General features: G+C 64.1%; 21 protein-coding genes. 11 read left to right on the forward strand and 10 right to left on the reverse strand.

The genetic code is table 11. The annotated features are described in order from the left end of the window. The first annotated feature begins 55 nt into the window (after positions 1 to 55). The 5 genes from NKJ81_RS06400 (at position 56) to NKJ81_RS06420 (ending at position 8,246) form a co-directional block, all read left to right on the forward strand. Positions 56 to 799, forward strand: coding sequence for a nucleotidyltransferase family protein (locus NKJ81_RS06400; protein ID WP_352540039.1), 744 nt, complete (start codon positions 56 to 58; stop codon positions 797 to 799). Continuing rightward, positions 796 to 3,930, forward strand: a complete 3,135-nt coding sequence (gene addB, locus NKJ81_RS06405; protein ID WP_352539992.1) for a double-strand break repair protein AddB — start codon at positions 796 to 798, stop codon at positions 3,928 to 3,930. Before NKJ81_RS06400 ends, addB begins: the two co-directional genes overlap by 4 nt. Further along, on the forward strand, positions 3,927 to 7,439 hold the full coding sequence (addA, locus tag NKJ81_RS06410; protein WP_352539993.1) for a double-strand break repair helicase AddA: 3,513 nt from the start codon (positions 3,927 to 3,929) through the stop codon (positions 7,437 to 7,439). Before addB ends, addA begins: the two co-directional genes overlap by 4 nt. A gap of 73 nt (positions 7,440 to 7,512) precedes the next feature. Continuing rightward, on the forward strand, positions 7,513 to 7,836 hold the full coding sequence (trxA, locus tag NKJ81_RS06415) for a thioredoxin (RefSeq protein WP_023677558.1): 324 nt from the start codon (positions 7,513 to 7,515) through the stop codon (positions 7,834 to 7,836). 128 nt (positions 7,837 to 7,964) lie between these two features. After that, a complete protein-coding gene (locus NKJ81_RS06420; RefSeq protein WP_023718287.1) occupies positions 7,965 to 8,246 on the forward strand; it encodes a cupin domain-containing protein in 282 nt (93 codons plus the stop codon). 48 nt (positions 8,247 to 8,294) lie between these two features. On the opposite strand, the gene NKJ81_RS06425 is transcribed toward NKJ81_RS06420, so the two are convergent. The 6 genes from NKJ81_RS06425 to NKJ81_RS06450 all read right to left on the reverse strand — a co-directional run bounded on the left by NKJ81_RS06425 (position 8,295) and on the right by NKJ81_RS06450 (position 13,913). Further along, positions 8,295 to 8,714, reverse strand: a complete 420-nt coding sequence (locus NKJ81_RS06425) for a VOC family protein (RefSeq protein ID WP_352539994.1) — start codon at positions 8,712 to 8,714, stop codon at positions 8,295 to 8,297. Positions 8,715 to 8,775: 61 nt separating this feature from the next. Then, a complete protein-coding gene (locus NKJ81_RS06430; protein WP_352472565.1) occupies positions 8,776 to 10,101 on the reverse strand; it encodes a bifunctional folylpolyglutamate synthase/dihydrofolate synthase in 1,326 nt (441 codons plus the stop codon). 62 nt (positions 10,102 to 10,163) lie between these two features. Next, the gene (accD, locus tag NKJ81_RS06435) at positions 10,164 to 11,090 is read right to left on the reverse strand and encodes an acetyl-CoA carboxylase, carboxyltransferase subunit beta (RefSeq protein WP_352539995.1); all 927 of its coding nucleotides are present in this window, start codon (positions 11,088 to 11,090) and stop codon (positions 10,164 to 10,166) included. A gap of 37 nt (positions 11,091 to 11,127) precedes the next feature. Beyond that, positions 11,128 to 11,967: a tryptophan synthase subunit alpha gene (gene trpA / locus NKJ81_RS06440; protein WP_352539996.1), complete on the reverse strand. Its 840-nt coding sequence runs from the start codon at positions 11,965 to 11,967 to the stop codon at positions 11,128 to 11,130. 2 nt (positions 11,968 to 11,969) lie between these two features. After that, positions 11,970 to 13,220 (reverse strand): tryptophan synthase subunit beta, encoded by a 1,251-nt coding sequence (gene trpB / locus NKJ81_RS06445; RefSeq protein WP_352539997.1) that lies wholly within the window; start codon positions 13,218 to 13,220, stop codon positions 11,970 to 11,972. A gap of 33 nt (positions 13,221 to 13,253) precedes the next feature. Continuing rightward, positions 13,254 to 13,913, reverse strand: coding sequence for a phosphoribosylanthranilate isomerase (locus NKJ81_RS06450; RefSeq protein WP_352540040.1), 660 nt, complete (start codon positions 13,911 to 13,913; stop codon positions 13,254 to 13,256). Between the two features lie 162 nt (positions 13,914 to 14,075). On the opposite strand from NKJ81_RS06450, the gene NKJ81_RS06455 reads away from it, so the two are divergent. Beyond that, positions 14,076 to 14,294, forward strand: coding sequence for a hypothetical protein (locus NKJ81_RS06455; protein ID WP_254815955.1), 219 nt, complete (start codon positions 14,076 to 14,078; stop codon positions 14,292 to 14,294). 73 nt (positions 14,295 to 14,367) lie between these two features. Here NKJ81_RS06455 and NKJ81_RS06460 read toward each other — a convergent pair whose 3' ends face one another. The 4 genes from NKJ81_RS06460 to NKJ81_RS06475 all read right to left on the reverse strand — a co-directional run bounded on the left by NKJ81_RS06460 (position 14,368) and on the right by NKJ81_RS06475 (position 17,743). Then, the gene (locus tag NKJ81_RS06460) at positions 14,368 to 15,126 is read right to left on the reverse strand and encodes a M48 family metallopeptidase (protein ID WP_352472563.1); all 759 of its coding nucleotides are present in this window, start codon (positions 15,124 to 15,126) and stop codon (positions 14,368 to 14,370) included. A 97-nt stretch (positions 15,127 to 15,223) separates the two neighbouring features. Next, positions 15,224 to 15,712 (reverse strand): DUF2852 domain-containing protein, encoded by a 489-nt coding sequence (locus NKJ81_RS06465; protein ID WP_352451639.1) that lies wholly within the window; start codon positions 15,710 to 15,712, stop codon positions 15,224 to 15,226. Positions 15,713 to 15,828: 116 nt separating this feature from the next. Next, positions 15,829 to 16,971 carry a benzoate/H(+) symporter BenE family transporter gene (locus NKJ81_RS06470; protein ID WP_352472562.1) on the reverse strand — a complete coding sequence of 381 codons (1,143 nt, stop codon included), beginning with the start codon at positions 16,969 to 16,971 and terminating at the stop codon, positions 15,829 to 15,831. Between the two features lie 4 nt (positions 16,972 to 16,975). Continuing rightward, positions 16,976 to 17,743, reverse strand: coding sequence for an alpha/beta hydrolase (locus tag NKJ81_RS06475; RefSeq protein ID WP_352472561.1), 768 nt, complete (start codon positions 17,741 to 17,743; stop codon positions 16,976 to 16,978). 215 nt (positions 17,744 to 17,958) lie between these two features. On the opposite strand from NKJ81_RS06475, the gene infC reads away from it, so the two are divergent. The 5 genes from infC to pheS all read left to right on the forward strand — a co-directional run bounded on the left by infC (position 17,959) and on the right by pheS (position 21,351). Next, positions 17,959 to 18,495 (forward strand): translation initiation factor IF-3, encoded by a 537-nt coding sequence (gene infC, locus NKJ81_RS06480; protein WP_023677573.1) that lies wholly within the window; start codon positions 17,959 to 17,961, stop codon positions 18,493 to 18,495. 200 nt (positions 18,496 to 18,695) lie between these two features. Then, positions 18,696 to 19,337, forward strand: coding sequence for a methyltransferase family protein (locus NKJ81_RS06485; RefSeq protein ID WP_352472560.1), 642 nt, complete (start codon positions 18,696 to 18,698; stop codon positions 19,335 to 19,337). Positions 19,338 to 19,528: 191 nt separating this feature from the next. Continuing rightward, positions 19,529 to 19,732 carry a 50S ribosomal protein L35 gene (gene rpmI, locus NKJ81_RS06490; RefSeq protein ID WP_006201248.1) on the forward strand — a complete coding sequence of 68 codons (204 nt, stop codon included), beginning with the start codon at positions 19,529 to 19,531 and terminating at the stop codon, positions 19,730 to 19,732. Positions 19,733 to 19,767: 35 nt separating this feature from the next. After that, positions 19,768 to 20,169, forward strand: coding sequence for a 50S ribosomal protein L20 (gene rplT, locus NKJ81_RS06495; RefSeq protein WP_006201247.1), 402 nt, complete (start codon positions 19,768 to 19,770; stop codon positions 20,167 to 20,169). Positions 20,170 to 20,265: 96 nt separating this feature from the next. After that, positions 20,266 to 21,351, forward strand: coding sequence for a phenylalanine--tRNA ligase subunit alpha (gene pheS / locus NKJ81_RS06500; RefSeq protein WP_352539998.1), 1,086 nt, complete (start codon positions 20,266 to 20,268; stop codon positions 21,349 to 21,351). The last annotated feature ends 90 nt before the right edge of the window (positions 21,352 to 21,441 follow it).

Here is a 21,441-nt window from a genome sequence, read left to right on the forward strand (position 1 = left end):
GGCTAAGGATTTGGGCCTGAAGGCGGCGGATGAGCAGCCGATGCCGACGACCGCCATGGTGCTCGCCGCCGGGCTCGGCAAGCGCATGCGGCCGATCACCGACACCATGCCGAAGCCGCTGGTCAAGGTCGCCGGCAAGACATTGCTCGACTGGGGGCTGGACTGCCTAGCCGGAGCCGGCGTCGCCAAGGCCGTCGTCAACGTCCATTACCTCCCGCAACAGATCGTGGACCATGTAGCCCGCCGCAGTGCGCCGAGAATCGTCATCTCGGATGAGAGTAGGGGCTTGCTTGACTCCGCCGGTGGTATCGTCAAGGCATTGCCCAGGTTAGGGGCGCCCTTCTATGTGCTCAACGCCGACACCTTCTGGATCGACAGCGGCGTTTCCAATCTCAGGCGACTTGCCCTTGCATGGGAGGGCGCGACAATGGACATTCTGCTGATGCTTGCGGATCTCCAGTCGGCAACCGGACATAGCGGCGGCACCGATTTCCTGATGGCGCCGGACGGCGCCTTGCGGCGTGCGAACAACGATCCGGCCGGCCTGATCTATGCCGGCGCCGCAATCGTCCATCCGCGCATCTTCAAGGATGCGCCAGCCGGCCCGCTGTCGCTCAACGCCTATTTCGATGCGGCAATCGCCGCCGGCCGCCTGTTCGGCATGAAAATGCAGGGTCACTGGATTACTGTCGGCACACCTGACGCGATCCCGCGGGCGGAAGCAGCGGTCGCCGCCGCGCTTGCCGGCACGCCCAATGCTGTCGGTGAGGCACCCGGCGCTCTTACCGAGTCGAAATGAGCGGCTCCCGCCGCATTTTCTCGATCCCGCCCGGAGCGCCGTTCCTGCCGACGCTGGCCGAGGCGCTGCTTGCGGGGCGCTTAGTTCCCGGCTTCGCCTATGACGGCGATCCGCTGGCGCTGGCCGATCTCACCATCTATGTGCCGACGCGCCGTGCGGCGCGGGCGCTTCGCGGCGTCTTCGTCGATGCTCTCTCGCGCTCGGGAAGCCGCTCGGCGATCCTGCCGGTCATCCGCCCGCTTGGTGAGTTCGATGAGGATGAAGCCGCCTTCGAGGCAGGAGGTTCGGCCGCCATCGACCTTGCGCCGCCGATCGCCGCGGTCGAGCGTCTTCTGCTGCTTGCGCCGCTGGTGCGGGCGTGGAAACGCCGCCTGCCGGCACATGTCGCGGCATTGTTCGACGAGGAGATCGTCATACCGGCCTCCGCCGCCGACGCCATCTGGCTGGCGCGCGACCTTGCACGCCTGATGGATGAGATCGACACCGAAGGCACTGATTGGGCAAGGCTCGCCGACCTTGTAACCGGCAATCTTGCAGGCTGGTGGCAGGTGACACTCGACTTCCTGACCATCGTGACGGAGAACTGGCCGAACCTGCTCAAGGAACGCCATCGTTCCAATCCGGCCGCGCATCGCAATGCCCTGATAAGGCTGGAGGCGGCGCGGCTGAAGCGCAATCCGCCGGCCGGACCGGTGATCGCCGCCGGTTCCACCGGCTCCATTCCCGCCACGGCCGAGCTGCTTGCCGTGATCGCCGGCCTGCCCAATGGCGCCGTTGTGCTGCCCGGGCTCGACCTGGCGTTGGATGAGCCGTCCTTTGCCGCGATCACCGCACCGGGCGCGCGCCCAGCCGTGCTTGGCCACCCGCAATACGGCCTGGCAAAGTTGATCGGCAAGATCGGCGTGCCGCGCGCCGATGTCGAGGAGCTTGCTGTTGCGCCGCGACCGCTTGCGCTGCGCGCCGCACTTGTCGGCGAAGCGCTGCGCCCGGCGGAGACCACCGAGCTCTGGGCCGAGACGCGCGCCCGCTTTAGGGCCGGCGATATTGCCGAGGCCTTCGCCGAGGTGACGCTTCTCGAAGCCGCCAGCGAACGCGACGAAGCCGTGGCGATCGCCGTCGCGCTCAAACAGGCTGTCGAACGGCCCGGCCAGCGCGCCGCACTCGTCACCGGCGACCGCGCTCTGGCGCGGCGCGTCTCAGTCGAGCTGCTGCGCTTCGGCGTTGCCGCCGACGATTCCGGCGGCACGCCGCTGATCAACACACCAGCCGCCAGCCTGCTCAGGCTGGCGCTTCAGGCAGCCTTCCGCCCGGGCGACCCCGTCGCCCTGCTGTCGCTGCTCAAGCATCCCCTGCTTGGCCTCGGCCTGGAGCGGGCAAGCGTGCGCCATGCGGCCGAAATCGTCGAACTTGTGGCGCTGCGCGGTGGCACAGGGCGTCCGGACGTGGCGTCGCTGCCGCAGCTCTTCGACACCCGGCTCCTCGAATTCGACGGCAGCGGCAATCGCCGCCCACCCTTCTGGTGGCCGCGGCTTTCGGTCAGGCGCATCGAACAGGCGCGCGACCTGCTGATCCGGCTAACGGCCGCGCTGGCGCCGCTGGTTGCTCTTCGCGGCGACGAGAATGCCGATCTTGCCACTCTTGTGCGCGCCAGCGTCGTTGCGCTCGAAAGCCTCGGCCGCGCCGCTGACGGCAGCCCGAGCGAACTCTATGCGGGCGATGCCGGCGAAAAGCTCGCCGAGCTCTTGCGCGGGCTGGTCGCGGCCTCGGTGTCGTTCTCCTTCGCCGCTGACGAATGGCCTGACGTGATGGAGGCGCTGATCGCGCCCGAGACGGTCAAGCCGGCGCAGGGCACCGACAGGAACATCGCCATCTGGGGTGTGCTGGAAGCGCGGCTTCAGGATGTCGACACGCTGGTCGTCGGCGGCCTCAACGAAGGCGTGTGGCCGCGCAAGCCGGAGAGCGACCGCTTCATGTCGCGGCTGATGAAGACCGGCATCGATCTTGAACCGCCCGAGCGGCGCATCGGCCTTGCCGCCCATGATTTCCAGATGGCCATGGGCGTCAAAAAAGTGGTGCTGGCTCGCTCCGGCCGCTCCGGCGATGCACCGTCGGTACCTTCGCGCTGGCTGCAGCGCATCCTTACATTCGTCGGCGAGGACCACGCTGCTGCACTTCGCCGACGCGGCGACGAACTGCTTGCCTGGGCGCGTGTGCTCGATGCCGGCGAAAAGCAGGACTTTGCGCCGCGGCCGCAGCCGAAACCGCCGCTCGCCGCGCGGCCGCACCACTTCTCGGTCACCGAGATCGAAACGCTGCGCCGCGATCCCTATGCGGTCTATGCCAGAAGGATACTCGGCCTGATGCCGCTCGATCCGGTCATTCGCGATCCGGGCGCTGCCGAGCGTGGCACGCTGTTTCACGCCATTCTGCACCTTTTCGCAACGACGGTGGCCGACCCGCGCGCGCCGGAGGCGCTGGACGGGCTCATCGCCGCAGGCCGCTCCTGCTTTGCCGAGGCGGCGCTGCCGGCCGATGTCGAGGCGGTGTGGTGGCCACGCTTCGAAAAGCTTGCCGCCGGCATCATCGAATGGGAGCGCGGCCGGGCAGCCGTGGCACGGCGGCACGCCGAGGAACGCGCCGAAAAGACCGGTGTGGGCCGATCCGGTGTGACCCTGTCCGGCTATGCCGATCGCATCGATCTGCTGGCCGGCGGCATGGCCGACATCCTCGATTACAAGACCGGCTCCTCGCCATCCAAAGCACAGGCGCACACGCTGCTCGCGCCGCAACTGGCACTCGAGGGCGCGCTGCTCAGGCGCGGCGCTTTCAAGGAGCTTGGCGCATGCGAGCCGTCGCAACTGGCCTTCGTGCGGCTGAGGCCGAATGGCGAAGTGTTCGAGGAATCCATCCTCGAATACAACCGCAAGCCGCGAACCGCCGCCGATCTCGCCGAAGAAGCGTGGGCGCGGCTGGAAAAACTGCTGATCCACTACGCCGACCCGGCGACCGGCTATCTGTCGCGGGCGCTGCCGTTCCGCGAGGGCGAGACCGACGGCGACTACGACCATCTCGCCCGCGTGCTCGAATGGTCCGCCGGCGGCGACGCCGATGACGAGGGAGGGGAGGCATGAAAAAGGCCTACCCCATTCCAAGCGACACTGCCGCGAGCCAGGCAAGCGCGTCCGACCCGCGCAATTCCGCCTGGGTGTCGGCCAATGCCGGATCCGGCAAGACCCATGTACTCGCCCAGCGCGTTATCCGGCTGTTGCTGCGCGGCACCGATCCGTCCAAGATCCTGTGCCTGACCTATACGCGTGCCGCCGCCGCCAACATGTCGAACCGGGTGTTTTCGACGCTGTCGCAATGGACGGCCCTGGGCGATGCCGAGCTCTCGACACGGATAGAGGCGCTGGACGGCCGCCAGCCCGACCGCGAAACCATGCGCCGGGCGCGGCGGTTGTTTGCCGGGGCGCTGGAAACACCGGGCGGGCTGAAGATCCAGACCATCCACGCCTTCTGCGAATCGGTGCTGCATCAGTTCCCGCTGGAAGCCAATATCCCTGCGCATTTCGAAATGCTCGATCCGCAAATGGAGGCTTCGCTGTTTGCCGCCGCCCGCCGCGACATGATTTCGGGCGGCGTTGCAGGCGATGCGGCATTGTCCGAGGCCTTCGCCACCGTGCTGGAGCGCGGCGGCGAGCATGGGCTCGACGCACTGCTGGCCGAGATCGTGCGCAAGCGCGATGGTTTGCGTGCGTTCATCGCCGCGGCCGGCGGCGATGGTTTTCAGGCGCTGTTCGACGAGTTCCATTTCCGCGCCGGCCAGACGGCCGAAGGTATAGCCGCCTCGGTCTGGCCGCTGCCCGGCTTCCTGCCGGATTATCTCGTCACCTTTTCACGGGCAGCCGAGGCCGCCGATGCGCGCATCGTGCTGAACAATCTGCTGCCATACGCCCGCCTTGCCTTTGCCGAGGAGGATCCGGTACGTCGCCTGAATTTGCTCTCCAAGGCTTTCCTGAGGGCCGACGGCGAGCCTTACGATCCGGCAAAGACGTTTAAAAGGGCATTGCTTCACCGGTTGCCCGATCTTGCCGAACGATATCTGGCGGCGGTCGACGCCATTCTTGAAATCTCCGACCGGCTGGCCTTGTTCAGGATGCTGGAAGGCACGCGTGCGGCGCTGACCATCGCCGACTGGCTGATCGCCCGCTACGAGCAATTGAAGCGCGCGCGCGGCTTCCTCGACTTCAACGACCTGATCACCCGCACGGTCCATCTACTGGCGCGGCCCGACGCCGGCCCATGGGTGCAGTACAAGCTCGACCAGGGCATCGACCACATCCTCCTCGACGAGGCGCAGGACACCAGTCCCGACCAGTGGGAGGTAGTCAAGCGGCTGGCGGAGGAGTTCTTTGCCGGGCTCGGCGCACGCGACGCCGTCCACCGCACCATCTTTGCGGTCGGCGACGAAAAGCAGTCGATCTATTCCTTCCAGGGAGCCGCCCCGGACTCCTTTGCCGACAGCCGGCTTTTGTTTGCCGGCAAAGTCAGATCCGCCGCCGCCGCCTTCGCCGATCTCAAGCTAACCTGGTCGTTTCGCTCGACCGACGACGTGCTTGCGGCGGTGGATCGTGTCTTTGCTGACCCGAACGTGCGGCGCGGCATCAGCCACGATCCCGATCCGCTCGACCACAAGGCGATCCGCAACGATGCGCCGGGTCATGTCGAGGTCTGGCCGTCGATCGGCGCCAACGTCGTCGACGAACCAGACGATTGGACGCAAGCGGTCGACCATGCCCACGCGCCGGCAGTCCGCGTCGCTGAAAACGTCGCCGCAACGATTGCCGGCTGGATCGGCAACGGTGAGGTCATCGAAGGCCGCGGCAAGAAACTCCGGCCCGGCGACGTGCTGGTGCTGGTGCGCAAGCGCGACCGCTTCGTCCATGCGCTGACACGGGCGTTGAAGCGCCGCCACATCCCGGTGGCCGGCGCCGACCGGCTCAGCCTGCCTGGCCATATCGCGGTGAAGGACCTGATCGCACTCGGTCACTTTCTCATCCAGCCCGAGGACGATCTGTCGCTGGCCGCCGTGCTGCGCAGCCCGATCTTCGATGTCTCGGAAGAGCAGCTTTTCGCGCTTGCTGCGGAGAGGCCATCGAGCGTCTCGCTGATCGCCTCGCTGCGCCGGCATGCCGGCGAAAGCGAGGCGTTGGCCGCCGTCGTCAGCCGGCTCGGCACATGGTCGAACGAGGCCGCATTCAAGCCGGTGTTCGAATTCTATGCTGCAGCTCTCGCCCGCGACGGCCTGCGCAAGAAGATGATCGCGCGGCTCGGGCCGGAGGCCGGCGACGTCCTCGACGAATTCCTGAATTTCTGCCTGGCCGAGGAGCGGACCGGCCTGCCGCGACTGGAATCCTTCCTGTCGACGTTGGAAAACGCCGGCCCCGAGATCAAGCGCGAAATGGACCAGACCCGCGACGAGGTTCGCGTCATGACCGTGCATGCCGCCAAAGGCCTGGAGGCGCCGGTGGTATTCCTTGTCGATGGCGGCTCCGCGCCGTTCAGTGACCAGCATCTGCCGAGATTGATGCCGTTCGAAGGCTCGGGCGACTGCTGGGAGGGCAAGGGCTATCTCTGGCGTTCGGCCAGCGATGTCGCAAATGGGTTTTCACGCGCCGCATCGGCCCGCGCCCGCGAGCTCGCCGACGACGAATACCGCCGGCTGCTCTATGTCGGCATGACCCGCGCCGAGGATCGGCTGATCGTCTGCGGCTACCACGGCAAGCGGGCGCCGAATATCGGTACCTGGCATTCGATCGTCAGCCGCGCACTGGTCGGTGCCGCAGAGAGCGAAGAACGCCGGCATCCCGCCACTGGCGAGACCGTGCATCGTTTCCAGGTGACGAAACTGCCGCCCATGCCACCGGCGTCAGTGGATGAGGCACGACAGGCGGAACGCTTTGCACCACTGCCTGAAACCCTGTTCCAGTCTCTGCCGCCCTTCGAGGAATTGCCGCGGCCGCTCTCGCCGTCCGGCGCCTCGGTGCTGATCGACGAGGCGCGGCAAGCGGTGGCCGACACGCGTTCGCCGGTACTGGATGCCGACGCCGAACCCGGCTTGGCCGTCGTGCGCGGGCTGGCGCTGCACAAATTGCTGCAGATGCTGCCCGGCATCGCCGAGGGAAAACGCCGGGATGCCGCCGAACGCTATCTGGCAAGAGCCGGCGCGGCATGGCCCGACGACGAGCACGACAAGGCCTTGGCTGGCGTTTTCAGAATTCTTGCCGACAGCCGCTTCGCGCCGCTGTTTGCGCCAAACTCGCGCGCCGAAGTCGCCATCATGGGCAGCCTGGAGGTAAGGGGCAAACTGCGCTCGATTTCCGGCAAGATCGACCGGTTGGCAGTAACGCCGGACAAGGTTTCGATCGTCGACTACAAGACCAATCGGCCAGCGCCAGCTACGCTCGCCGAAGTGCCGCCAGCCTATGTTCTGCAGCTCGCACTTTATCGCGCGCTGCTTCAGCCGCTCTATCCGGGACGCGAGGTCTCGGCGGCGCTGCTGTTCACCGAGGTGCCGCGGCTGATCGAGCTGCCGGCAGCGGCCATGGACGACGCGCTTGCTAGACTCACGGGAGCGTGACACAACACTTGCTTGAAGACGGACACGATCACCACCACATTTGGTGGGACGAATAAATCGAAAGGATCTCAGCATGGCCACCGTCAAGGTCGACAAGAGCAATTTCCAGGCCGACGTGCTCAACGCCAAGGAGCCGGTCGTGGTCGATTTCTGGGCGGAATGGTGCGGCCCGTGCAAGATGATCGCCCCGGCGCTCGAGGACATCGCCATCGAACTCGGCAGCAAGATAAAGATCGCCAAGCTCAACATAGACGAGAATCCTGAGCTGGCCGCGCAGTTCGGCGTGCGCTCGATCCCGACGCTGATGATCTTCAAGGGCGGCGAAGTCGCCGACATGAAGGTCGGTGCTGCGCCGAAAACGGCATTGTCGCACTGGATCAACGGCAGCCTCGCCTGATCCGATCAAAATTTTGCAGAAAAGCCCGGCCTCGCGCCGGGCTTTCTTGTGGCGTCACCGATCCGCAGATCTGGCACTCGCCACTTGCAGTCTCATGCTCTTGTCTGGCTTAAAGCAGGAGAAGCGATATGACCGGATCCGCCAAGGCCACCGTCTTCATCGACAATGAGCGCGTCATCGTCACCGAATACCGCTTCGCCCCGGGCGACAACACCGGCTGGCACCGCCATGGCCACGACTATGTGATCGTGCCGTTGACCGACGGCAAGGTGAAGCTCCTGACCAAGGATGGCGAATCCTTTGCCGAGATGAAGAAGGGCGCGCCGTATTTCCGCAACGAGGGCGTCGAACATGACGTCATCAGCGCAAACGATGGCGAATTCGCCTTCATCGAGGTCGAGCTGAAGTAGTCCACCAACCATCGGCTGCGCCGCTACAATTGTCGCGGCGAGGCGCGATCACCAATCCGCGATACGATCGCCGCCGACGAATTGTGCGCTTTTCTCAGTGTATTCGAACAGTTCTATCCTCACGCCGTTGGGGTCGCGGATCCAAGCCTGGTAGGTGTCATCGCACGCGCGTTTCTTGGAAGTGACATCAACCCCCTTTGACCTCAGATGGGCGATCGCGGCGTCGATGTTTTCCACTTCGAGGCAGAAGTGGTTGATCTGGTTCAAGTCGCCATAGCTGGCGCCGTCTTTCTGGAACACCTCGACATGGCTACGGCTGCCGCAATTGAGGTAGAAGCCGAAAATCTTCCCGTCGCGCAGGAAATTGAACTGGGTGTCCATGCCGAGGACGTCCCGATAGAAGCTTCGCGTCATCTCCAGGTCATTCGCGAAAATGCAAACGTGTGCGACCTGCTTTACCTTGATCATGATTGGCTCCTCGCGGTGGTCTGACAAGTTTGGCGTCACCGTGGCCCGGCTGAAGCACGCCTCAAACCGGCGGCGTGCCGTTTTCGGCCAACACCGCGCCGGCCAGGTAAAGTGACCCGCCGATCAGGATGCGCGGCGGCGGTCCGTCCCACGTGTCGCGCAGCAGCATCAGCGCATTGGCGACGGAACTGACCGGTTCGGCCGACAGGCCGGCCTCGATGGCGCGGGTCGCCAGCTCGTCGTTCGGCACGCCCGCGTCGCTCAGGCTCACCGGCACGGTGTAGACATGCCGGACCAGCCCTTTGAAGGCGCGGAAATAGCCGCTCTGGTCCTTGGTGTTGATCATACCCGAGATCAGGAACAGCGGACGCGGGTTCTTTTCCTCCTGCTCGGCCAGCGCCTCGGCGACGACCACGCCAGCGCCGGGATTGTGGCCGCCGTCGAGCCAGATGTCGGCGCCCTTCGGCGCCAGTTCGCTCAGCCGTCCTTGCGGCAGCTTTTGCATGCGGCCCGGCCAGGCAACATTCGCCATCGCCTTCTCGGCAGCGCGGTGGCTGATCTCGAAGCCCGCCGCCTTGACCGCCGCGATCGCCGCCGCCGCATTGGCGAATTGATGGCGCCCCGGCAGGCGCGGCGGCGGCAGGTCCATCAATCCGTCTTCGTCCTGATAGACCATGCGCCCGTTTTCCTCATAGGCAAGGAAATCCTGGCCATAGACGAAGGCGGGGCAGTCGAGCCGCTCGGCGGTTTCGATGAGCACCTGCTGGGCCGTCTCGCTTTCCTGCGCGCCGATGACGACCGGGCATCCGCGCTTGATGATGCCGGCCTTTTCGGCGGCGATCAGCTCGACGCGGTCGCCGAGATAGGCTTCGTGGTCGAGCGACACCGGCATGATCACCGACACGGCCGGCTCGGCGATGACATTGGTGGCGTCGAAGCGGCCGCCAAGGCCAACCTCGAGGATGACGGCATCGGCTGGATGTTCGGAAAACAGCAGGAAGGTGACGGCGGTGAGGATTTCGAAGACGGTGATCTTCTGGCCTTGATTGGCTTTGGCGACGCGGGCGATGGCTTCGGCGAAGACCTTGTCGTCCACCAGCCTGCCGCCGCCATCTGCGGCCAGCCGGTAGCGCTCGTGCCAGTTCACCAGATGTGGCGAGGTGTGGACGTGGACGCGGTAGCCGGCGGCTTCGAGCAGCGCCCGTGAAAAAGCAGCACAGGAGCCCTTGCCGTTGGTGCCGGCGATGTGGATGACCGGAGGCAGCTGGTCCTGCGGATTGCCGAGCCGCTCGAGCAGCCGCGAAATGCGGTCGAGCGAAAGGTCGAAGCCCTTCGGGTGAAGCGCCATCAGGCTTTCGATTTCGCGGTCGGCGGCAAGCGTGGTCATGAAGGAATCCTACGCGCGCGCACAACGGCACACAACAGCCGCTCGCGCCGCGTGATGTCGCGTCAGGCTTGCGGCCGGGCTTCGGCCGGTATCGCCACCGGCGGCAGAATTTCCGGCTCCCGCGGGTTTTGCTCTTCCGGCAGCTTGAGCAGCATTCTCAGCAGCCGCGCAACCGTCTGGCGCATCTCCAGCCGCGACACCACCATGTCGACCATGCCGTGTTCCATCAGATATTCGGCGCGCTGGAAGCCGTCGGGCAGCTTTTCGCGGATGGTCTGCTCGATGACGCGCGGTCCGGCAAAGCCGATCAGCGCCCCGGGCTCGGCAATGTGCACGTCGCCCAGCATGGCATACGAGGCGGTGACGCCGCCGGTCGTCGGGTTGGTCAGGACGACGATGTAGGGAAGGCCGGCCTCCTTCAGCCTGTCGACGCCAATCGTGGTCCGCGGCAGCTGCATGAGCGACAGGATGCCTTCCTGCATGCGGGCGCCGCCGGAGGCCGCAAACAGGATCAGCGGCCGCTTGCGCTGCAAGGCGACCTCGAAACCATGCACGATGGCGTCGCCGGCCGCCATGCCGAGCGAGCCGCCCATGAAGGCAAAATCCTGCACCGTCACCACCACCGGCAGGCCCTCGACCGTGCCCAGCGCATTGATGATGGCATCTTCCATGCCGGTCTTGGTCTTGGCATCCTTCAGCCGGTCAATGTAGCGCTTTTCGTCGCGGAACTTGAGTGGATCCTGAACGACCTTGGGGTTTTCCAGCGTCTCGTATTTGCCGTCGTCGAGGAAGAATTTCAGCCGTTCCTTTGCCGATATCTTCATGTGGTGGCCGGAGGACGGAATGACGAACTGGTTCTGCTCCAGATCCTTATGGAACACCATTTCACCGGTCTCGGGATCCTTGATCCACAGGTTTTCCGGCATGTCGGTGCGGCGGCCGAGCATCGAATTGATCTTCGGACGGACGTAATTGGTGATCCAGTTCATCGCTTCGGCTCCTGTCCCTTAAGAAGACGTAGGAAGATTATTCGGCGGCAGCAAGGCGAGCCGCGCGAACCCCTTGCGAAAGCCCGCTGACCAGCGTGGCGACGGCCTCGGCCGGATCGGCAGTCTTTTCGCCTTTCGGCCCCAGCACGTTGGCGACGGCATTGACAATCGCGGTGCCGACAACGACGCCGTCGGCCGACGCGCCGATGGTGCGCGCCTGCTCTGCGGTCTTGACGCCGAAGCCGACGCAGACCGGCAGGTCGGTATGGCTCTTGATGCGCTTGACCGCTGCCGCCACCCTGCCGGTGTCGGCCAGCGCCGAACCGGTAATGCCGGTCATCGAGACGTAGTAGACGAAACCCGACGTGTTCTGCAGCACCTTGGGCAGGCGCTTGTCGTCGGTGGTCGGCGTCGCCAGCCGGATGAAATTGATGCCGGCCCTGAGTGCCGGGATGCAAAGCTCCTCGTCCATCTCAGGCGGCAGGTCGACGACGATCAGCCCGTCTATACCGCTGGCCAGCGCATCGCTCAGGAAGCGCTCGACCCCGTAGATGTAGATCGGATTGTAATAGCCCATCAAGACGATCGGGGTTTCACTGTCGCCGGCGCGGAATTCCGAGGCCATCTTCAGCGTCTTGACCAGAGTCTGGCCGCCCTTCAGCGCCCGCAGGCCGGCCGCCTGGATCGCCGGGCCGTCGGCCATCGGATCGGAAAACGGCATGCCGAGCTCGATGATGTCGCTGCCGGCGCCCGGTAGTGCCTTCATGATCGACAGAGACGTGTCGTAGTCTGGGTCGCCGCCCATGAAATAGGTGACGAGTGCCGGTCGCCCCTCGGCCTTCAGCTTTGCCATGCGGCGGTCGATACGGGTGGCCATGATCAGATCTCCATGCCCAGCATATTGGCCACCGTATGCACGTCCTTGTCGCCGCGGCCGGACAGGTTGACGATGACGATCTGGTCCTTGTCCATATCAGGCACGATCTTCACCGCCTGCGCGATGGCATGGGCCGATTCCAGCGCCGGAATGATGCCCTCGACGCGTGTCGTCAGCTGGAACGCCTCCAGCGCCTCGTCGTCGAGGATCGGCACATAGTCGATGCGGCCGGAGTCGCGCAGCCATGAGTGCTCGGGACCGACGCCGGGATAGTCGAGCCCGGCCGAGATCGAGTGGCCGTCCATGATCTGGCCGTCGGCGTTCTGCAGGAGGTAGGTGCGGTTGCCATGCAGCACGCCGGGCGCGCCGGCATTCATCGAGGCGCAATGTTCGATGCCGTCGAGGCCGCGGCCGCCGGCTTCGACGCCGATGATGCGAACCTGCCTGTCATCGAGGAAGGGATGGAACAGGCCGATGGCGTTGGAACCGCCGCCGACACAAGCGATGATGGTGTCCGGCAGTCGGCCTTCCTGCTCGAGGATCTGAGCGCGCGCCTCCGTGCCGATAACCGACTGGAAGTCGCGCACCAACTCCGGATAGGGATGCGGGCCGGCGGCGGTGCCGATCAGGTAGTAGGTGTCCTCGACATTGGTCACCCAGTCGCGCAGGGCCTCGTTCATGGCGTCCTTCAGCGTGCCGTGGCCGGCGGTCACCGGCCGCACCTCGGCGCCCAGAAGCTTCATGCGAAAGACGTTGGGGCTTTGCCGGGCGACATCGGTCGCGCCCATATAGACGATACAAGGAAGCCCGAAGCGCGCCGCGACCGTAGCGGAAGCGACGCCATGCTGGCCGGCACCGGTCTCTGCGATGATCCTCGTCTTGCCCATGCGCTTGGCGAGCAGGATCTGGCCGAGGCAGTTGTTGATCTTGTGCGAGCCGGTGTGGTTCAGGTCCTCGCGCTTGAAATAGACCTTTGCGCCGCCCCCGAGGCCCTTCGCCGAGGACACCTCACGAAGATGCCTGGTCAGGCCTTCGGCGAAATAGAGCTTCGACGGCCGCCCGGCGTAATGCGTCGAGAGATCGGTCAGTTCGGCCTTGAAATCCGGGTCGTTCTTGACCTCGTTCCAGTGCCTCTCCAGCTCGAGGATCAGCGGCATCAGCGTTTCGGCAACGAAACGACCGCCAAAAATGCCGAACATGCCCTGCTCGTCGGGGCCGGTGCGGAAGGAATTCGGTATCGCCGGCTTGTCCATCGCCGATCTCCTGGTCTGTGGTTTGAAGCGTGGTCAGGCGGCGCGGTTGTCGCGTGCTGCCCCGACGGCGCGGAAAAATTGTTCGATCAGCGCCGGTTCCTTGACGCCCGGCGCGCTCTCCACGCCCGAGGAAACATCTATTCCGGGCGGGTTCGCCAGCCGAAAGGCGTCGCCGATATTGCCGGCATTGAGCCCTCCGGAAAGCATGTAATCGACGCCGGCGTCAAGGCCAGCCAGAATGCGCCAGTCGAAGGCAAGACCGTTGCCGCCCGGCAATTCCGAACCCTTAGGCGGCTTGGCATCGAACAGGAAGCGGTCGGCAATGCCGATGAAGGGCTTGACTCGCCCGAGATCGGCGGCCTCGCTGACCGGCAGCGCCTTCATCACCGGCAAGCCGTAGCGGGCCTTCACCTCGGCCACCCGCTCGGGAGACTCGGCGCCGTGAAGCTGCAGCATATCGGGCTGCATCTTTTCAACGATGTCATCCAGGAACGCATCGCTGGCGTCGACCGTCACGGCAACCGCCTTGGCCTTGCCGCGCGCCGCTTCGCGCAGGCGGCCGGCTTCCGCCGGCTCGACATAGCGCGGGCTTTTGGCAAAGAAAATGAAGCCGACATGGCTGGCGCCGCCGGCCAATGCCGCAGCCAGTGCCTTGTCGGTCTTCAACCCGCATATCTTGATGTCCAGCGCCATGGCGCGGGATTGGCATGAAACGGCCAAAGAGTCGAGAAAAAGCATCCTGTTTGCCGCCAGCGCGGAACGCGCTACCTTGCTAATGTAAGAGCGGAACGCGCTACCTTGCTAATATAAGCGCAACGCTACTTGCTCAGGCACAGAGGCGGGAGAACAAACATCATGCCGGAAAAGACCGTCGCGGAACTCAGGCAAAAGCTGGCGCAGGCCCATGAGGTCATCGCTCATTTGATGGACAAGGCAGCCTTCAACGGCGCCGAGGCGCACCGGGCGCTGGCTTATTTCAGCAACGAGACCTTCGAGAAGGATTTCCTGCCCTGGCCGCGCCATGTCGATGAGGGGTTGCGGCCGGAGGAGTTGAACGCGGCCAATGACGATTGATCGGCAGTGCAGAATCTATTGAGGCCGGCGCGAAGGATCGCTACAGTTTCCATTTCGTGCCCCTACAAGCATCCTACTCGAACGCGATCGCCTGCAGCGCGCCGCCATTGCGCTTGAGCCAGTCCTTGCAGCGCTCGGTATCCGGGCAAAGCTGCTCGCATAGTTTCCAGAATTTCGGGCCGTGGTTCATCTCCTTGAGATGCGCCACCTCATGCGCGACGAGGTAGTTTATCACCGGCCGCGGCGCCATCATGATGCGCCAGGAAAACGACAGATTGCCGTCCGACGTGCACGATCCCCAGCGGCTCGACGTGTCCTTGAACCGGATCGCCTTGGCTCGCTTGCCAATCGCCGCGCTGTGCTTCGTCACCAGCGCCTCGATCTCGCGCTTGGCTTCGCGCTTCAGGAAATCGGCGATGCGGCGCGGCAGATGCACACGCTCGCCATGCACGATCATCAGCGGTCCGCGCTCGTCGCGCGACAGCGTGACGGTTCCGCGTTTCGACGGTTCATGGACGATGCGATGCGGCACACCGCGCACCGGTACCTTGATGCCGGGCCGCACCTGCGGCCGGTTGGGTACCTTGGCCAGCCTTTGCTCCAGCCAGTCCTGATGGCGGTCGAGGAATTTTTCCACCTCGCCGCGGCGCAGCCCCGGCGGCACGGTGATGCGCAAACCGCGGCCGCCGGAATCGATGCGCAGCGTCAGGCGCCGCGCCCGGTCGTTCTCGACGATCTTGAGCGGCAGCGTGCGGCCGGCAACGCAATGCTCGCGCTCCACGACGGGCGTGGGCTTGGGTTTCGTCGGGGTGCGGAAGAAGCCGAAGGACATTCCGGGACGATACGTGATTCGAGGGAAACGACTAGAACAAAAAAGAAACGGCGCCGCTGACGCGACGCCGTTGGATTATCTATCTGGGCACGGGACCTTACTCGTCGAGCAGGCCTGGCGTGGAGTTGCCGCCGCGTTTGTTGTTCGTCGTCGAGCCAGTTGACCCACCCGTCGTGGGCGACGTCGACTTGTTGCGGTTGGCCATGAAGCGATCGAACTCTTCCTGGTCCTTGGCGCGGCGCAATTCACGGGCATATTCATCGAACTCGCTCAGCATCTCGTCGAGCTTGCGGCGTTCCTCGGCAAGCCGCTCGAGTTCCTTTTCGCGCCAGTCGTCGAAAGCGACGTTGCCGGTGCGTGCAGAGCCATGGCCCCAGCGCGCGGCCCTGTCGGAACCGCGGCGGCAACCGGCGAAGATGCCGTCGGTGGCGCGGTTGACGTCGCGCTTGAAGCCCTCGAGCCGATCGCCCCAGATGATGTAGGCGAGCATGGCTAAGCCGAGCGGCCAGAACACCATGAACCCGATCACCATCAACGCGATGGTCGCCGGCGTCCAGGCCGGACGGATCAATGCAGATGTGTTCATTTCTTCCAATCCTTCAGTTGGAGACAGCCAAATCCGGCTGCGTGGAATCGAAATGGGATGAAGAAAACGGCGATTCAAGACAGCAGCCGCCAAAACCGGACAAGCGGCTGAAATGATTATCGCTTTTTGAGCATTTCAAGGAAAAGCACGACCAATCCGGCGATCAGGCCCCAGAACGCCGCACCGACGCCGAACAGCGTCAGCCCCGATGCGGTGACGGCGAAGGTGACGGTGGCGGCCATCCGCTCGTCCTCGTCTTTCAAGGCGATCGACAGTGCATTGGCGAGCGGCGCCATCAGCGCCAGGCCGGCGACCAGCGCGATCAGGCTCTGCGGCAATACGGCGAAGATCGCCACCAGCGAGGCGCCGAACAGGGCAAAGACGAGATAGGCCAACGCATAGAACGGCCCGGTCTTCCAGCGCTCGGCCGGATCGGGATGCACGTCGGGCCCGGTGCAGATCGCCGCCGAGATTGCCGCCAGATTGGTGGTCGAGGCGCCGAGCGGCGCCGTCAGCAGCGAAAACAGGCCGGTGACGCCGATCAGCGGCCCTGGTTCGGGATGATAGCCGGCTGCCCTCAGCACGGCGAGGCCGGACAGGTTCTGCGAGGCCATGGTGACGAGATAGAGCGGCAAGGCGAGGCCGATGATCGCAGTGGCGGTGAACTGCGGCATCACCAGCGTCAAGCTCGAGAGTTCCGGTGCCGGCAGACCGCCGACCCGGCCGGTGAGGAAGGCGGCGAGACCGCCGCCGATCAGCACCAGCAGCACCGAGAGGGCCGGGTTGAACAGGCGGATGACGAAGAACGCCGCAACCAGCGGCAGGATCAGCCAGGGGTCGACGGGAACGGTTTTCACCGCATTGATGGCGAAGGTGACGACGATGCCGGCCAGCATTCCGGACGCGACGGACGCCGGTATTCTGGCGATCAGCTTGGTCAAGGGCCCGAACAGGCCGGTGGTGATCAGCAGGACCGCGGTGACGACGAAGGCACCAACCGCCTCACCCATCGAAAAGCCGGTCGACGCGGCGATCAGCGCCAAGCCTGGCGTCGACCAGGCGGTGATGACCGGCATTTTCGTACGCCAGGACAGCCACAGGCTCTCGATCGCCATCGCCAGGCAAAGCGCCGTCACCCAGCTTGCGGTCTCGACCTGCGTTGCGCCGACCGCCTTGGCGGCGGCAATGACGATGGCCAGCGTACCGCCGAAGCCGACGATCGCCGCCACGAAGGCGGACACCGGAATGGAAATGCGCATGTCTCTATCCCGCCTGCCGCACCATAGCGTCCACCGCCCGCACCAGCATGTCGAGATCCTGCGGCCGCGACAGGCGGTGGTCGCCGTCGGGGATGAGCGACAGCGTGACGTCGTCGGCCGGCAGCAGGCTGACCAGCTTCAGCGCATGGCTCGACGGCACGTCGGGATCGGCCAGGCCTTGCAGGATGTGGACCGGACAGTGCGTGTCGATCGGCCCGGTCATCACCCGGTTGTTGCGGCCGTCCTCGATCAGTGCGCGCGTGTAGATGTACGGTTCGGCGGAATAGTCCGACGGCTCTTCGAAAAAGCCCTTTTTCCTGAGGTTGCGCTTCTGCGCCCCGGTCAGCACCGGCTCCACCAGTTCGAATGTGAAATCGGGCGCCGGGGCCAGCAGCACAAGACCTGCGATGCTGTTTTCGCCCGCCTTGCGCAATTCCTGCACCATGCGCAGCGCGATCCAGGCGCCCATCGAGGAGCCGACCAGGATCTGCCTGCCCTGGGTGAAGCGGCGGAAAACCGCCAGGCTCTCGCCCAGCCATTTCGAGATGGTGCCGTCGGCAAAGGCGCCACCCGATTCGCCGTGGCCGGAATAATCGTGGCGCAGAAAGGCGCGACCTTCTTTGCGCGCCCATTCCGACAACGTTTCGGCCTTGGTGCCCAGCATGTCCGATTTGTAGCCGCCGAGCCAGACGATGCCGGGCTCGGCACCTGTCGCATGCCTGACGGCGATGCTCGTCCCGTCGACGTCCAGAAAGATCGGGGTGGTGGTCATGGTGTATTCCCTCACGCCGGTCTTTTGGCACAGCAAGGCATTCAACGAAAAGTGCTCCGCCACTTTCTTCGCTTGGTGCAGAGGAGCATTCCATCGAGCAGGTGATTTCCTCAGAATGCTGTGCTATTGACTCCGACCGCGCGCTCACCACATTGCGCGTTCGCAATTCTGAACCGAAGAACCCCTTAACGAAACGGCTCAAGGAGACCACGGCCATTCGCAGACCTTTCAAAGCAGCGGCGCCCACCAAGGAAGGCCCGCGCTCCAACCGTGATATCCGGGTTCCCCGGGTCCAGCTAATCGACGCCGAAGGCCAGAACCGCGGCGATGTCTCCATCAACGATGCATTGCTGCTCGCCGAAGAGGCTGGGCTCGATCTGGTCGAGATATCGCCCAATGCAGTGCCGCCCGTCGTAAAGATCCTCGATCTCGGCAAGCTGAAATACGCCAACCAGAAGAAGGCGGCCGAGGCGCGCAAGAACCAGAAGGTCATCGAGATCAAGGAGATCAAGATGCGCCCGAACATCGACAGCCACGACTACGAGACCAAGATGAAGGCCGTCCGGCGCTTTTTCGAGGAAGGCGACAAGGTCAAGCTGACATTGCGCTTCCGCGGTCGCGAGATGGCGCATATGGAACTCGGCATGCAGCTTCTGAACAAGGTTCGCGAGGAAGTGGCGCCCATCGCCAAGGTCGAAGCCGAACCGAAGCTCGAAGGCCGCCAGATGATGATGGTGCTGGCGCCCCGCTAAAGCGCGTTGCGCTTTAGTTCTGTTTGTGCATGTCGTTGTCGCAAAACCGCTGCGCACTTTTGCGCGACGTGCATTAAATCCGCCTGAATCATATTGCAAGGCGTCCCGGCGATCGGCGGGGCGCCTGTTTCTTGGCCAGACGCTGCGATCGCCGGCGAGAGCAAAGACGCTCTGGTTCCCTCGACGATCGGATTCCCGACATGGTCAATGACGTCAAGCATTCGGAAGCCAAATATGGGCTGGGCAGCTACCAGCACACGCGCAGGATGGTGCTTGCCGTCGTCGTCGTCGTCCTTTTCGCTATGCTTTTGTTCGGGCAGTCGGTTTTTCCGCCCGATACGCCTGTGCATGAAACGATCGAAATGGTCGGCGTCCTGCTGATCTTTCTCGGCGTTGTCGGACGCTTGTGGTCGACGCTCTATATTGGTGGACGCAAATCCTCCGAAGTGGTGACCGGCGGACCCTATTCGATCACCCGCAACCCGCTCTATGTCTTCTCTACTTTAGCTGCCGCCGGTGTCGGCGCACAGATCGGCTCCATCACCGCCACGATCGGCTTTGGAGCGCTCTGCGCGGGTGCCTTTTACATCGTTATCCTGCGCGAGGAGAAATTCCTCAAGCAGGTTCTTGGCGCGCCATACCAGGCCTACCTGTTGAAAGTGCCGCGCTTCTTCCCGAAACTGTCGCTGTATCAGGAAGGCGACACCGGCGGCTTCAAGCCGCGCCTGCTGCGAACCACGCTGCTCGACGGTCTGGTCTTCCTGGTTGCCTTGCCGGCTTTCGAACTGATCGACGGCGCCCAGCAGTCCGGCATATTGCCGGTGCTGTTCCGTTTCCCCTGAGTACGGTGTTGCTGAGTACAGTGTTGCTGGGCACGGGGTGTTGCGCGCGCCCCCGCTTTGACGTATAGGACCGCCGTTCCCAAAAAACCGCCCGGCAGGGCATGCCGTGGCGGTTTCATTTGCTTTTCGGGCTTTGGTCGGCCTGAAGCGAACAAAAAGCGCATTGGTGCGCATATAAACGGAGTAGCAAAATGCCCAAGATGAAGACCAAATCGGCCGCCAAGAAGCGGTTCAAGATCACAGGTACGGGTAAAGTTCTGTCGGCTGCGGCCGGCAAGCGTCACGGCATGATCAAGCGGTCCAACAAGTTCATTCGAAATGCCCGCGGCACGATGGTTCTGGCTGAACCGGATGGCAAGAAGGTCATCAAGAATTTTCTGCCGAACGGCCTCTGAGCATTCGGTCTGGACAGCGTTAAGGAGATCATGACATGGCACGCGTAAAGAGAGGCGTCACCTCGCACGCCAAGCACAAGAAGGTCCTGAAAGCCGCCAAGGGTTTTTACGGCCGTCGCAAGAACACCATCCGCATCGCCAAGCAGGCGGTGGAAAAGTCGCTGCAGTACGCCTATCGCGACCGCAAGAACCGCAAGCGCTCGTTCCGCGCGCTGTGGATCCAGCGCATCAATGCGGCGACGCATGAGCATGGCCTGACCTATGGCCGTTTCATCGACGGTCTCAACAAGGCCGGGATCGAGATCGATCGCAAGATCCTGTCGGACATGGCCATCCACGAGCCGCAGGCCTTCGCCGCACTCGTGGCCAAGGCCAAGGTCGCGCTCGAATACCTGAAGAATACCACGCCGAATGCTTTTGAAAGCGCTGTCGCTTAAGACCAGCGCTTCCCAAGCTATTCGACACTTGATTTGGGAAACCCGCGCTGGCAGGGCTGGCGCGGGTTTTTCTTTGCTTCCAATCGGATCTGGAACATGAGTGACATGGAAACTCTCGAAAATTCCCTGATGGCCGAGATCGCCTCGGCCGCCGACGAGCAGGCGATCGAGGCGGTGCGTATCTCGGCCCTCGGCAAGAAGGGCTCGGTTTCCGAGATGCTGAAGACGCTCGGCTCGATGAGCGCCGAGGAGCGCCAGGTCAAGGGCCCGGCAATCAACGGCCTCAAGAACCGCGTCACCGAGGCACTTTCGGCGCGCCGCGCCGAGCTGAAAGATGTGGCGATCACGGCACGGCTTGCCGCCGAGAAGGTCGACGTCAGCTTGCCGGTCAGGCAATCGCCGGCCGAGCGCGGCCGCATCCATCCGATCAGCCAGGTTATCGACGAGATCGCAGCGATTTTCGGCGATCTCGGCTTTGCCATCGCCGAAGGTCCCGACATCGAGACCGACTATTACAATTTCACCTCGCTGAACTTCCCGGAAGGCCACCCGGCGCGCGAGATGCACGACACGTTCTTCTTCCAGCCGGACGAGCAGGGCGAGCGCAAGCTTTTGCGCACCCACACCTCGCCGGTGCAGATCCGCACCATGGAGATGCAGAAGCCGCCGATCCGCATCGTCATCCCCGGCAAGACCTACCGGCAGGATTCGGATGCCACCCACTCGCCGATGTTCCATCAGGTCGAGGGGCTGGTGATCGACAAATCGGCCAACGTCGCCAACATGAAATGGGTGCTGGAGGAGTTCTGCAAAGCCTTCTTCGAGGTGCCGAGCGTCAAGATGCGCTTCCGGCCGTCTTTCTTCCCGTTTACCGAGCCCAGCCTCGAGGTCGACATCCAGTGCGACCGTTCGCGGCCCGGCGAGGTGCGCTTCGGCGAGGGCTCGGACTGGATGGAGATCCTCGGCTGCGGCATGGTCCACCCCAATGTGCTCCGTTACGGTGGCCTCGATCCTGACGAATACCAGGGCTTCGCCTGGGGCATGGGCATCGACCGCATCGCCATGCTGAAATACGGCATGCCGGATCTGCGCGCCTTCTTCGACGCCGATGTCCGCTGGCTTTCGCATTACGGTTTTAGGCCGCTCGACATGCCGACGCTGTTCGGGGGCTTGAGCGCGTGACGACCGGGCCGCAGCAAATCCGCGGGCAGCTCGCCTTCCTGCACATGTCCGACGCGCGGCCGCATAGCTTCAAGTGCAGCGTGCCCAGAC

Origin of the sequence: Mesorhizobium sp. M0018, assembly GCF_040323955.1 — a bacterium.
Lineage (GTDB): Bacteria > Pseudomonadota > Alphaproteobacteria > Rhizobiales > Rhizobiaceae > Mesorhizobium.